Genomic DNA, 12,994 nt, shown 5'->3' with positions numbered 1-12,994 from the left:
GGCTGAACCACGACAGTATCGGTTACAGTTTCATAGACGGGCGGAATGGTGACTAGCTCTGTGGACGCTTCCTGAACAACCACCGTGTCTGTTACGGTCTCAAATTCAGCCGGAACAGTCACTAATTCTGTGGACGCTTCCTGAACGACAACTGTCTCGGAAACTGTCTCATATGTGGCTGGAATGGTGACAAGCTCAGTAGACGCCTCTTGCACTGTCACTGTGTCTTCTACGGTTTCATAAACCGCCGGGACAGTTTCATAGGTCACAGAAGCAGGTGTGACGACAACCGTATCGGTTACAGTTTCAAAGACAGGCGGAACGGTAACGAGTTCAGTTGAGGCTTCTTGGGCAACAACTGTATCTGTGACGGTTTCAAAAACGGCGGGCACAGTGACAAGCTCTGTTGTGGCTTCCTGAACGACGACCGTATCCGTCACAGTTTCAAAAACGGGCGGAATAGTCACGAGTTCTGTGGAGGCTTCTTGCGTCACGACATTTTCTGTCACCGTCTCGTAAACGGCGGGAACTGTTGTGTATTCAACGCCGGCAGGCTGGACAACGACAGTATCTGTGACGGTCTCATACGTTGCCGGAATGGTCACAAGTTCTGTTGTGGCTTCCTGAACGACAACCGTATCTGTAACAGTCTCAAAAACGGGCGGAACCGTGACCAGCTCTGTTGAGGCTTCCTGAACGACGACCGTATCTTCATAAGTTTCATAAACGGCCGGAATTGTCACATATTCGACGGATTCTGGCTGAACCACGACCGTTTCATTCACGGTTTCGTAAACGGGCGGAACAACAACTAACTCGGTAGAGGCCTCTTGAACGACAACGGTTTCATTGACCGTGTTGAAGGAAGGCTGTCCCGACGTTTCCGTGCTGCCAGAGAAAGAGTTTACCGCGCTTCTGGAAATGACATCACCATTGGCGCCGACGAGATTGCCGTTATTGTCAATTCTACCGATTTGAGCGCCGGACGCATTGCGAACTGAGCGATCAGACGCCACTACGTAAGTATTGGAACCCAGGGTGAGCGAAGTTAGATAAGCTCCACGGCCAATCAGTGTCAGCGGATCGACGGCATTTGCAATTAGAACGTTTCCATTCGCACCGACTATATTGCCGTCACTGTCAACGGACCCAATCCGGCGTCCTGTTGAATCTGAAACGGTTCTAGAGGAGTCAATGTTATAGTCTGTTTGATTGATTGTAACAGTTATGTCGCCGCGGCCTGGGATAATTGTGCCGCCGGAGCCGACAACGACCAATTCATAGCTTTCTTCCTGGACAAGAACCCTTTCCGTGACCGTTTCAAAACGTCCGGGTATCTTTCTAATCTCTTCACCTGCCTGGCGAAGCACGACTTGTTCTGTAGAGGTTTCATACTGGGCAGGGACGATGACGCGGGCGAAACATTCGCCGGGTAGTGGATTTCCGGGAGGCAGTTCCTGAGCTATAGTTGGTGCTGCAAATACGGCAGCCGATGCGGCCAAAAATAGAGTGCGTTTCATTTGGTAAAACCCCCGAACAGTCCAGTAATATTCATTTGCAAAATGCAAACTCTCCAATAACCTAACCAAACGTTAACCGTATGACCAGATGTTAATCCTCGGTTTACGAGGAAATCTTGAAATTTCAATGACAGAGACGGTCAGACGCGAAAAGGTCTGAAAAAAGACGCCTCAGCGGCGTTTAATAACTCCCTGTCTCCCTCACTATCGCCATAAGCTTCGGCGATGCGAACATTTTTAGAACGGAATGCGTCGGAAATACGATTGATTTTATTCTCTCCCCAAACATTATACCCCTCTATCTCACCAGAAAGTATTCCTGAGCTTTCGCTAAGTTCCACAGCGAGAACGTTTTTTCGTGGAAAGTTAAGAGAATCTGCCCAGTAAAGTAAATAAGGCGTTATTGAGGCGCTACATATATAGACCCGATCTGTTTCCGTCATTTTTTCGCGAAAATGTTCCAGAGCTTTAGGACGTATCAGACCCGGAATGATGTCTTCGGCAAATGTTTGGGCTCGTTTTTCAATGTCCGAGACTTTTTCGCCTGAAAAAAACTTTCTTATCACGGCGATTTTCACGGCATGACGATCAATTCTACCCAGTTTATAGGATATGAAGACGGGGAGGAGGGTCGTAATGTTTTTTAACCACCTCCAAAATCCAGCATAATAACGGAGGAAGAGGGCAAATGTGTCTTTGGTTGTGATCGTGCCGTCAAAGTCAAAGATGATGAGCCCATTCTGCGGCGGAACGACTTTAGGCTGGCTCGCAGACTTATCCGATGATTCGTGTTTCACAGAGCAGACGTGCCGCAAGGGGGGATGGAATTCAAGTGTCTGTTTTTGATGTGGTTAATGTCTCAAACAGGTCTTGCGGCGACCTCTCAAAGCCACCATTAAGGACAACCTTATGTTCGTTAGTTAGGTTTTTTTCAATGCGCAAAGTTTTTGTTTATCCCATGGTCCTTACAGCCTTGGTCTTTTCGGCTTGTTCGGGTGAGGGTGGTCAGGAGATAAACGATCCGCCTGTTGTGTTTACTCAGGATAAAAGCGATCTGACAGTTGATCCAAATGTTGAGTATGGCCAGCTGCCAAATGGTGTGCGTTATGCCGTCCGGTCAAATTCGACTCCGACAAAAACTGCGACTTTATTAATGCGGATTGACACCGGTTCATTGAATGAGACGGATGAGACGCAAGGTCTTGCGCATTTCCTCGAGCATATGGCCTTTAATGGCTCTGAAAATATTCCCGAAGGCGAGATGATTAAGCGTTTGGAGAAATTCGGTCTGGCTTTTGGCGCTGATACGAATGCCTCTACGAGCTTTGACCAAACGACGTATCAATTGGAGCTGCCGGAAATAAATGAAGAGCTTATTGATGAGACGCTCATGATTATGCGTGAAACGGCAGATCGTCTCACGCTTGATCCGGACGCAATTGATCGTGAACGCGGGATCATTCAGGCTGAAAAACGGGCAAGAACCAGCCCTGCCTTTGAGGCTTCGCTCGACAATCTAGAATTTTATCTGGGAGACAGCCCGATACCTGACAGAATTCCAATCGGAACAGTTGAAACAATTGAGGCGGTCACGCCGGAGCAGTTCCGAGCATTTTACGAAGGATATTATCGCCCGGAAAATACGTTTATTGTTTTAGTGGGCGATATAGAAACTGATTATGCGGCCAAAAAAATAGAGCAATATTTCGGAGATTGGGAAGCTGAAGGTGAGGCTTTGACCAAGTACGAGCCTGAGACACTCCCGGGGCGAGAAGCCCGGACGCACTATTATGTTAATCCTGAAATCCAGACCAGCCTTACACTCTCCACGCTTCGTCCCGCTACGGTCAAAGAGGATACGGTTGCAAATCGCAGGGATAATTTTGTGGAAGGGCTCGGCAACCGGATACTGTCTCGCCGGTTAGGGGAGTTGTCACGAACGACGGATGCGCCTTTCATAAGCGCCTCTGCAAGCAATTCGACTTTATTTGATATTATCGAGTTGAGCTCCCTGACAATTCAACCGGAAAAAGGCAAATGGGCGAGTGCGTTAAAGGGGGCAGAGCCCTTATTGCGTCAGGCTCTAGAGTATGGCTTTTCGCAAGCCGAGCTCGATGAGCAAATTGCCAACACCCGCAAGGCTTTGGAAGTTGCTGTCCAGACCTCCTCGACCCGGCGGACGCCCAGACTGGCCCGCGCCATTCTATCCTCATTCGGGAACGAGAACGTGGTTACAGATCCGGCCTACGACCTGAAACGGTTTAACGACTATGCAGAAGGCATAACTCTGGAGGATGTGAACGAGACTTTTCGCGCGCAATGGGACGGGGTGATGGACGCTCCGCAGCTTTACCTCTCGACATCCGAGATAATTGAAAATGCCGATGAGAAGCTTACGGCGTCTCTTGCTTCCGCCCGAACGGTTCCTGTTCAGCCAAGAGCGGAAGAAGAAAAACTCGAATTTGCCTATAAGGATTGGGGCCCCAAAGGAGAGGTCGTCAGCCGGGAGACAATCGAAGACGTCGGATTTGAAAGCGTTGTATTCGACAATGGCGTCAAACTAAATGTCAAACAAACGCCTTATCAGAAAGATGTTATATCCGTCTCTGTCGCGATGGGCGGCGGGCAATTATTTCTGCCGCGGGAAGAGCCTGGTTTGAGAGTTTTTGTCCCGAACGCGCTGAGCCTGGGCGGGCTTGAGGCCCATAAAGTGGATGATATCCGTAAAATCATGGCAGGACGATCCGTCGGGGCCAGTCAAAGCCTAGGCAATGATCGTCTTTATATAAACGGCACGACTGTACCGGAAGATCTCGATCTGCAGCTTGATCTCATGACGGCTTATGCAACAGCCCCCGGATATCGCCCCGAGGCAAAGTCTCAATATGATAAATATATCCGTTCGTTCTATCCGACGCTTGATTCAACGCCTGGTGGTGTTGCCTCTCGGGATGTGGATCGTCTGATCCGGTCCGGGGATAATCGGTTCGGATTTCCGAGTGAAGCCGAAATGCTCCGGGTGAACACCCGGATGGTTCAAGACTGGCTTGATCCCTATCTCGTCGATAGTGCGATGGAAATCGGTGTCGTCGGCGATATCACGCCGGACAGAGCGATAGACGCAATTGCCCGCACATTCGGGGCTTTGCCGACCCGTCAGGATACCTTTCTTAAGCCTACGGAGGAGGACGTCAGTCTCCAATTTCCGAAAGGCAATACGCGGCCGGTCAAACTCAGCCATGCCGGAGATCCGAGTACTGCAATGCTCCGCACATATTGGCCGGCGCCGGACGGACAGGATATCAAAACAAGCCGTGAAGTTTCCATGATTTCTACGCTTTTCAGACTTCGTCTGACGGAAGTTCTTCGCGAAGAGGAGGGAGCGAGCTATTCGCCCTCGGCTTTCTCCTTTACGCCCCGAACTTTTCCAGATTACGGCTATGTAGGTGTTTCCCTTGAAGTCTCTCCCGAAGATATTGACCGGGTCAGCGCGAAGGTCGACGAAATTGCCGCGGAATTCAGAGCTGGCCAGATTGATGAAGATATCTTTGAACGTGCCATAAAGCCGGTCAAAGAGAGTATTGAGACTTCACTGGAGAGTAATGGATATTGGATGAGCGTTATTTCCGAGGCTCAAACGGATGAAGAAAGAGTGAGGCGTCACCGATCCCGATCCGAGGCATTTGAGAATATGACGCTCGAAGACCTCCAGGCCCGTGCAAAAACTCTTTTTTCTCAGGACACGGCTTATCACATTCAAGTCTTACCGGAAAAATAAAAGCAAATCTTAAGGGTGATTAAGGTTTATTCTCAGCTATAGCTGAGAGTTTAAGCCTATATTTACTATAAAAACGCCTGCTAATTTATGGGTAGTTCATAAAAAAAGCCGCCCATTTTGGCGGCTTTGAAGTATAAATTTGGCGAGTTTATTCCGCCGTTGTGACGGTGGCTGGCTCTTCAACGCCTGTCAGTTGGACATTGAATAGAAGCGTCGCATTTGCCGGAATGCCGGGACGCCCTTGAGGGCCGTAAGCCAAGTCTCCTGGAATGTAGAGGGTGCGTGCTTCACAAACTTCCATGTCCTGAAGAGATTCAATCCAGCCTTGAATGACGCCATTGGCTGGAAATTGAATGGTTTCGCCGCGATCATAGGAGCTGTCAAAGACTGACCCATCGGGGAAATAGCCGTGATAGTGAACTGTGACCATTTCGCCGCCTTCCGGGGAAGCGCCGTTATCAAGGCCTTCTTGAACCACTTTATACTGAAGGCCGCTCGCTGTTGTGGTAACGTCGCTCCGTTCTGTATTTGCCATATGATAGGCCTCGTAATCCGTACCCTCTAGGGCAGGAGCCTCTGCATCTTCGCCATAAGGCGTAATAGACGTGAACATCTGATCGGCTGGGCAGTTATAGACTAAATCTTCGCTGTCAGTGCCTGCATTACAGGCCGTCAGGGCGAGGGCGGAAAATCCGGTAAGGGCTATTGTTTTAAAAGCGCGCATAAGAGTACCTTTCTATGCTTGTTGATTGTAAAAGCGGATATCAGGGGATGATACGACTGACTAGCGCGCAAGTTCCTTCATGGCGTCTTCTAATCCGGACAGAGTCATGGGGAACATGCGATCCTTACCGATTATGTCCTGTATCATTTGTGTGCTTTGCGAATAATCCCAGTACTTTTCAGATGTCGGGTTTATCCAGACGAGGTGAGGGTAGATGTCGACCAGTCTTTTCAGCCAAACTCCGCCCGGCTCATCATTCCAATGTTCGACAGAACCGCCGCGTACAGCGACTTCATAAGGGCTCATCGCAGCGTCTCCGACAATGACCACGCGGTGGTCGGACGCAAATTTATGTAAGATGTCCCAAGTCGGCGTAACCTCGCTCATACGCCGGACATTGTCTGTCCAAACCTGTTCATAAAGGCAGTTATGGAAATAGAAATATTCCAGACGTTTAAATTCACTTCGCGCCGCAGAAAACAGGTCTTCGACTTGTTGAATATGCGCGTCCATGGACCCGCCAATATCAAAAAAGGCGAGAACTTTTACGGCGTTGCGCCTCTCGGGCCGCATTTTAATGTCGAGCCAGCCCTGTTTTGCCGTGCCTTTGATCGTGCTGTTCAGATCCAGTTCTTCTGCGGCGCCTTCGCGGGCAAATTTTCGTAGCCGGCGAAGAGCGACTTTGATATTGCGCGTTCCAATCTCTTTGTCGCCGTCGAGATTTTTGAACTGGCGTTTATCCCAGACTTTAACCGCTTTGCCGTGGCGACCTTCTTTTTGGCCTATGCGTACGCCTTCAGGGTTGTATCCATAAGCGCCGAAAGGCGAACGCCCGGCTGTGCCAATATTTTTGTTCCCGCCTTCATGACGTTTATCCTGGTTTTCGAGGCGTTCTTTCAGCGCTTCCATGATTTTATCAAGGTCGCCGAGCTTTTCTATTTCGGCCATTTCCTCGGGGGAAAGATGTAACTCTGCCATTTTCCGAAGCCAGTCGGCCGGAATTTGGTGCTCTTCTTCCCCAAAAATATCCCCGACATAATCCAGCCCTCTAAAGACATGAGAAAAGACCTGATCAAATTTATCCAGATTCCGTTCGTCTTTGACCAGAGCTGTACGAGACAAATAGTAAAACCCATCCAGACTTTCATGCGCCACGCCTTTTTCTACCCCTTCGAGCAGAGTCAGATATTCTCGTATCGAGACGGGAACCTTGGCGGCGCGAAGTTCGGTAAAGAAGGAATGAAACACTTAGTTGTTTGCCTCTTCGGGGAGAGATGGGTCCGGATCAGTTGGCATGGCCCTATCACGAGCGGAATATTTGAAAACCACAAATTCTAAAGGGCTCCCATTCGCGGCGCGAATGCCGTGATAATCCCAGGATCGGGCAAATAGGATGTCGCCTTGCTGGGCGGGGCTATCTTGTCCGTTCAACGTCCAGATACCCTGACCTCTCGTAATCATCATATATTCTTCATCCGCATGTCTGTGCGGCGGATGAATTTGTTGTCCGGCTTTGATTTCCGCCACGCCGACAAGAACAGGGCTAAGCGCGTGCGTGTCTTCCGTGAAATAGGGAAAGAAGGTTCCCCAGTCAGCCTCTTCAGCCGTCACATCTGCTTGGGACATAATTTGAGAGGCATTCGAGGCATTAGGGACATTAGTATCGCCCGTACAGGCCGTCAGTCCTAAGGCCGAAAAGAACAGGATTAGGCGCTTCATTTACATTCACCTTTATAAGAGGCGCTGACGCCTTTTGCGTTCGCGGCGCATTCATTGGAATAGGTGTTGCCATCGCAGCCACAAACCGGCCGATATTCCTGTGTGCAGATTTCAGGAATAACTGTGCACCGACCCGGCGCATCTGCGGCGCCGCACATATCGCCGATCGTCCGTTTGCAAAATTCATTCGCCGCGCATTGAGGGCCTTCCCCTTGAACCATGCCGCCGCAATAGGCCCGTTCATCTTCCGCCTGATCTTCATCAGAGTGCGAAGGAGGAGGCAGGTGAGGTTGGTTTGGACTGCCTGGAGGAGGCGGACTGGCCGGAGCCTCAGAATTCGGTGCGGCGCAGGCGCTTAACCAGAAGAATGACAAAACAATAAAGAGCTGTTTCATAAATTAGGTCTCCGGCAAATTTTGTATTTGAACATATTATCGCTTGTCATCTGTAAGATATATGTCCCTCCCGCACAAACCCTATGCAAAACTTTATCCTTTCCCTCGGCGTTCGGAGGCGGCACATAGTTCTTATGAAAACAGCGCTTAAAGTCATTACCCTTCTTGTTCTTGTAATTCTGATAGGAGGGGGGCTCTATTTATGGACGCCTTCGGGGGCCGACTATAATGAGGATGAAATCAAGGAAGTCGCCTCTGACTATGATGTGCGTATCATTCGGGACAATTTTGGGGTCGCCCATGTTTTTGGCCAGACGGATGCGGATGCCAGCTTCGGGTTTGGCTATGCCCATGCCGAAGATGACTGGAAGACCATCCAGGATGTTGTTATCGCCGCCCGCGGAATGAGCGCGCAATATAAGGGTAAGTCAGTTGCGCCTCAGGACTATCTTTTTGATTTGTTCAAAGTTCATGAAGCTGTTGAGAGCAAATATGAGTCAGAAGTTCGTGACGATGTAAAAGCGGTGGCGAAAGGCTATGCCGACGCTCTGAATCTGTATGCGCTTGAGCATCCAGAGGACGTTTTACCGGCTGTCCTGCCCATTACGGAGCAAGACGTTCTGGCGGGATTTACCTGGGCAACGCCGTTTTTTTATCGTCTCGATGGGTATCTGGAAGAACTGTTCACCGCCGAAGACAAACCCAATGTGTCGCCGTGGCAGCAAACGGCGAAATTGGATCTGCCCGATGCGGTGAGGGGCTCAAATGCCTTCGCCGTCGCGCCGTCCCGGAGCGCGGATGGACACACACGCCTCATCCTGAATTCGCATCAACCTATGACGGGGCCTTATGCGTGGTATGAGGCGCATATGGTGTCTGAGGAAGGCATGAATATAGCCGGGGCGACATTTCCCGGCGTGCCAATCATTGCACAGGGCGTAAATCCGGATCTGGGATGGGCGCAGACGGTCAATCGTCCTGACCTGATTGATATTTATGCCTTGGAGGTCGATGATTTTGATAATCCGGCGCAGTACAGGCTGGACGGGGACTGGCAGGATTTTGAGAAAACGGCATCTGAATTTCGGGTGAAGCTTTTTGGCCCGTTTTCCTTTCCGGTGAAACGCGATGTTCTCTGGTCCGAACACGGCCCGGTTCTGTCCACGCCGACAGGACATTACGCCGTTCGTTTTTCCGGTCTCCAAGGCGTGGGCGCTTTGCAGCAATGGTACGATATGGGAAAGGCGGCCAATATGACCGAGTGGCGGGAGGCCGTCGCGCAGAACAACGTGCTCTCCTTCAATATCGTTTACGCCGATAAAGAGGGAAATATTGGCGAGATCTATAATGCCAAAATGCCGAACCGAATTGAGGGGCCCGAATGGGAAGGTATTCTGCCCGGTGATCAATCGGAGCTTATCTGGACGGATTTTCGCCCCTTAAGCGATATGCCGCAAATCTGGAATCCGGAATGTGGATGGGTTTTCTCAGCCAATGCGACGCCGTTCAATGTGACAGATCCAGCGTGCAATAATCGCCGTGAAGACTTCTCAGAGACGTTCGGAATTGAAGACCGGATTACCAATCGCTCTCTTCGGGCCTTGGAGCTTTTGGCCAATGACGAGTCTATTTCGCGAGAGGATCTGCTCAGTTATCGTGCAGACACACGTTATGACCCGCAATCTGATTTGATGCAGCTTGTTGTCGATCTGGTCTCGCGCACTTATGATGAACCGATTTTGCAAGACGCGAAAGAGGTTTTGCGCAATTGGGACGGCAATACGGATCGGAGTTCACGAGGCGCGGCTCTGGCCGTCATTACCGGGACGCGGGCGCTTGGTTATGAATATAAGGAAAATGAAATGGACCCGGTGGAGGCGCTCCGCAAAAGCGCCGAAGACTTGCGTCTGGCTTTTGGCCGGCTTGACCCGGAATGGGGCGAGGTGAACCGCTTGCAGCGCGGCGAAATCGATTTGCCGCTGGACGGCGCGCCGGATGTTCTGCGTGCCATATATGCCAATCGGGACGGGGTTGCGGAGAAAGGCACGATGAATGCCTTTGCCGGTGATACCCATATCATGGTGGCCGACTGGAATGAGGCGGGAGAGCTTGATTTGGTCTCTATCCATCAATACGGCGCGGCAACTCTGGACGCAGACTCCCTTCATTACGCCGACCAGGCCCCGCTTTTCTCCGAAGGTCGGTTCAAGCCCATGCCAATGATGTTGGAAGAGGTTTTACCTTTGGCGGAAAGAGACTATTATCCGGGGCAGGGTCAATAATATTGGATTGAGATGGAAAGAGTCAGAGCAGCGCAAAGGCTAGTCCCGAAAGCCCTTAAGTGGTTCCTTTTCCTTTTCGCTTTTGCCCTTGGCGCATGTGTGTCTCTTCCTCCCGGACATATTCGATTCAAGGACCTCCCCAAGAGCCCGCAAATGAGCGAGTTTCCCGTTTCCTTTGAAAAGGAGGGGTTGGTTGTGCTTCCCGATGTGGAGATCAATGGCGAGCGGCTGAAATTCATTCTTGATACGGGCGCGACCCGTTCGGCCTTGTTCGAACGGGCGCATGGAAGACTGTTTGCAAGTGACAATGATCTTACGGAAGTCAATATTCACGGCCTTTCGAGTGTCGGTAGCCGCGAATTGATAAATATTCCCATGATTAGATTGGGCCAATTCAGTTTTTCAGACCAAACATTCGTGGTTCTGCCAAACCGGGAGAAATCCATTCATTATGATGGTATACTGGGCATGGATATCCTCGGAGATTTTTCGCTTCATTTTTCACGGAAACAAGCCTTTCTCAGACTCATTCCCAAAGACCTGACTGTTCTGCCGCCGTCCAATTGGCAGGATATTCCGCTTTTTCCCAACCCCTTCAAAGAAGATGGTCGGTCTCTGCATTTTTTTGAAATGCAAATGTCGGGCGATCTCATACCGGTGCTTTTGGATACAGGCGCGGAGCTCAATGTCATGAATTGGGGTCTAAAAAGTCATCCAAAGCTCCGAAAAGTCTATGATGCCTTACGTCGGGACTGGGAATATCAAGGCGCAACAGGAAAATTTCGTCCCTCCATAAAAGTGCGGGTTGATCTGGCGAAAGCAAATGAAGCCATTTGGGAAGATAAGGAGTTCCTTATAATGCGCCTGAACGGGCTGGAAATTCTGGGGGTCGATGAACGTTTCATGGCCATTGTCGGACTGAATTTTCTTGATAGTGAGGAAGTTTTTATCGACTTTGAACGAAACATCCTGTCCCTGAAACCGAAACATCGGAGCCGGATCTTGGTGGAGCCAAAAATCTATCAGGACGGGGTGGACTTTTAACGCATAATCAGGCTTGGAGCTCGCCTGAGCTCTAGACAAATCAACGATTATCTTCTTTTTTGGGCTTCCAGTAATCGCGGCGGCAGCGCTGGCCGAGACGCACCAGAAGCTCGTAATTCAGCGTTTCGCCAATGCCGGCTTCGGCTTCGAGGTGTGAGCCGCGGAAGACTGCCACCCCGCCCATTTCGACGGTCAGCCGCGCCTCGGTGACGTCCAATATGGTCAAATCCATACTGACGCGGCCGACAATCGGGACTTCCATATCATGCACGATCGCTGTGCCTTTATTGGAGTGAGACACCGGAATGCCGTCCGCATAACCAGCCCCGACCACGGCAATGCGCATGTCCTTATCGGCGGTAAAGCTGGCATTATAGCCGATGGTTTCGCCCGCCTTAATGTATCGCACCTGCAAAATCGGCGCGAGCAATGTCACAACGGGTTGCGTGACTTCCTGTTCGGGCCTGGTCGTGGCCTGTCCTCCGTAAAGGCTGATGCCCGGACGCACCATCTGGAAATGATAAGGCTTTCCAAGATATATCCCGGCTGAGTTCGCCAGTGATAAAGGGGTGAGGGGGAGCTGCGCCGCCGCTTTGCGAAACCGCTCGAGCTGGGTCTTGTTCATAGGGTTGGACGCTTCACCTGCGCAGGCAAGATGGCTCATCACCCATTCCGGATTGAGCGATTTCCAAAGCTTTTTATCCCGCGCCAGTTCCGTCAGATCGTCCAGGGGCAGACCCAGCCGGTTCATGCCTGTATCGATGTGGATGGCGGTATAGGGAGGTTCGTTGACTTCATCGGCGACGCTTGCCCAGAACCGGGCCTGCTCCAGGGAATTGATCACGGGTTTCAGTTTCGCGCCGAGCAGGACGCCCTTGTCACGCGGGGCCGGGCCATTGAGTACATAAATGGCCGCATTCGGGCCGATGCCGTCACGCAGAATTTTGCCTTCGCCCGCTGTGGCGACAAAGAAAATACGGCAGCCCGCCCCGTAAAGCGCCCGCCCGACAGGAACAGCGCCGAGACCATATGCATCTGCCTTGACAGAGGCGCCAATTTTGGCCGCTCCGGCGAGCTTGCTCAAAGCGGCATAATTCGCCTTGAGCGCATCAAGATCAACGCGAAGCGTGGGACGTGTGGAATAAGAAGGCTGAAAAGTCATAAGCGGGACGTAGCGGAGGATTGCGGCAGAGGGAAGGAGAATTGGCGGCGCATTGATGTTCCTTTGCGGGACAGCGCGAATTGGTCACTGCCCATCAGGGGGTCAGCTTTGGCGTTCGTCCTTGAAAAAGGTGGACAGCCCGCAGAGCTTCGGCTCCTGCCGGAGACCGAAATAAATATGTGTTTCGCAAGAACCAAAGCTCTGCGGCAGCGATTGGAACCGGAGCGGCCTCTTACATGGCTCCCACAGTCGCGCCGGGACGAAGCCGTTTACAGCTTCTGGACGCGGTAGGCAGGCTAACCCACTCTCGGTGGCCCGGCACAGTTCACCCTGTCACAGGTGAATGCTCAACCTCGCTGTCCCTTGCTCC

Annotated in this window: 10 protein-coding genes and 1 pseudogene; 4 read left to right on the top strand and 7 right to left on the bottom strand. The window is 51.2% G+C overall.

Annotated elements, in window-relative coordinates:
- Together ACN0IC_RS11410 and ACN0IC_RS11405 are read right to left on the bottom strand one after the other, a co-directional pair.
- Positions 1–1,520 (bottom strand): annotated as a pseudogene (locus ACN0IC_RS11410) (hypothetical protein); the annotation flags it as partial.
- A 140-nt stretch (positions 1,521–1,660) separates the two neighbouring features.
- Positions 1,661–2,317, bottom strand: coding sequence for an HAD-IB family hydrolase (locus tag ACN0IC_RS11405; protein WP_416878908.1), 657 nt, complete (start codon positions 2,315–2,317; stop codon positions 1,661–1,663).
- A gap of 137 nt (positions 2,318–2,454) precedes the next feature.
- On the opposite strand from ACN0IC_RS11405, the gene ACN0IC_RS11400 reads away from it, so the two are divergent.
- Entirely contained in the window at positions 2,455–5,298 is a 2,844-nt protein-coding gene (locus ACN0IC_RS11400) for a M16 family metallopeptidase (RefSeq protein ID WP_416878907.1), read from the top strand.
- Positions 5,299–5,446: 148 nt separating this feature from the next.
- On the opposite strand, the gene ACN0IC_RS11395 is transcribed toward ACN0IC_RS11400, so the two are convergent.
- From ACN0IC_RS11395 to ACN0IC_RS11380, 4 genes are read right to left on the bottom strand one after another with little or no spacing between them, the layout of a single operon-like run.
- Complete coding sequence (locus ACN0IC_RS11395; RefSeq protein ID WP_416878906.1) at positions 5,447–6,022, bottom strand: FKBP-type peptidyl-prolyl cis-trans isomerase; 576 nt, start codon at positions 6,020–6,022, stop codon at positions 5,447–5,449.
- 60 nt (positions 6,023–6,082) lie between these two features.
- Positions 6,083–7,270, bottom strand: a complete 1,188-nt coding sequence (locus ACN0IC_RS11390) for a vWA domain-containing protein (RefSeq protein ID WP_416878905.1) — start codon at positions 7,268–7,270, stop codon at positions 6,083–6,085.
- Positions 7,271–7,741 (bottom strand): cupin domain-containing protein, encoded by a 471-nt coding sequence (locus tag ACN0IC_RS11385; protein ID WP_416878904.1) that lies wholly within the window; start codon positions 7,739–7,741, stop codon positions 7,271–7,273. It lies immediately after the preceding gene.
- Positions 7,738–8,136 carry a Kazal-type serine protease inhibitor family protein gene (locus tag ACN0IC_RS11380; protein ID WP_416878903.1) on the bottom strand — a complete coding sequence of 133 codons (399 nt, stop codon included), beginning with the start codon at positions 8,134–8,136 and terminating at the stop codon, positions 7,738–7,740. The genes ACN0IC_RS11385 and ACN0IC_RS11380 overlap by 4 nt, the downstream gene beginning before the upstream one ends.
- 134 nt (positions 8,137–8,270) lie before the next feature.
- Here ACN0IC_RS11380 and ACN0IC_RS11375 point away from each other — a divergent pair, with 134 nt between their 5' ends.
- Positions 8,271–10,418 carry a penicillin acylase family protein gene (locus tag ACN0IC_RS11375; RefSeq protein WP_416878902.1) on the top strand — a complete coding sequence of 716 codons (2,148 nt, stop codon included), beginning with the start codon at positions 8,271–8,273 and terminating at the stop codon, positions 10,416–10,418.
- A gap of 153 nt (positions 10,419–10,571) precedes the next feature.
- Complete coding sequence (locus ACN0IC_RS11370; RefSeq protein ID WP_416878901.1) at positions 10,572–11,462, top strand: retropepsin-like aspartic protease; 891 nt, start codon at positions 10,572–10,574, stop codon at positions 11,460–11,462.
- A 40-nt stretch (positions 11,463–11,502) separates the two neighbouring features.
- On the opposite strand, the gene alr is transcribed toward ACN0IC_RS11370, so the two are convergent.
- A complete protein-coding gene (alr, locus tag ACN0IC_RS11365) occupies positions 11,503–12,624 on the bottom strand; it encodes an alanine racemase (RefSeq protein ID WP_416878900.1) in 1,122 nt (373 codons plus the stop codon).
- Between the two features lie 179 nt (positions 12,625–12,803).
- Here alr and ACN0IC_RS11360 point away from each other — a divergent pair.
- Positions 12,804–12,994: hypothetical protein (locus ACN0IC_RS11360; protein ID WP_416878899.1), on the top strand; the 191-nt coding region annotated here is incomplete at its 3' end.

This window comes from Litorimonas sp. (assembly GCA_029936425.1).
Lineage (GTDB): Bacteria > Pseudomonadota > Alphaproteobacteria > Caulobacterales > Maricaulaceae > Litorimonas.
This window is presented reverse-complemented; position numbering and strand designations above follow the sequence as displayed.

Bases quoted from the DNA above. Each gene is read 5' to 3' on its own strand.
- ACN0IC_RS11400 (WP_416878907.1), top strand. From the start codon at position 2,455: ATGCGCAAAGTTTTTGTTTATCCCATGGTCCTTACAGCCTTGGTCTTT.
- ACN0IC_RS11395 (WP_416878906.1), bottom strand. From the start codon at position 6,022: ATGCGCGCTTTTAAAACAATAGCCCTTACCGGATTTTCCGCCCTCGCC.
- ACN0IC_RS11385 (WP_416878904.1), bottom strand. From the start codon at position 7,741: ATGAAGCGCCTAATCCTGTTCTTTTCGGCCTTAGGACTGACGGCCTGT.
- ACN0IC_RS11380 (WP_416878903.1), bottom strand. From the start codon at position 8,136: ATGAAACAGCTCTTTATTGTTTTGTCATTCTTCTGGTTAAGCGCCTGC.
- ACN0IC_RS11375 (WP_416878902.1), top strand. From the start codon at position 8,271: ATGAAAACAGCGCTTAAAGTCATTACCCTTCTTGTTCTTGTAATTCTG.
- ACN0IC_RS11370 (WP_416878901.1), top strand. From the start codon at position 10,572: ATGAGCGAGTTTCCCGTTTCCTTTGAAAAGGAGGGGTTGGTTGTGCTT.
- alr (WP_416878900.1), bottom strand. From the start codon at position 12,624: ATGACTTTTCAGCCTTCTTATTCCACACGTCCCACGCTTCGCGTTGAT.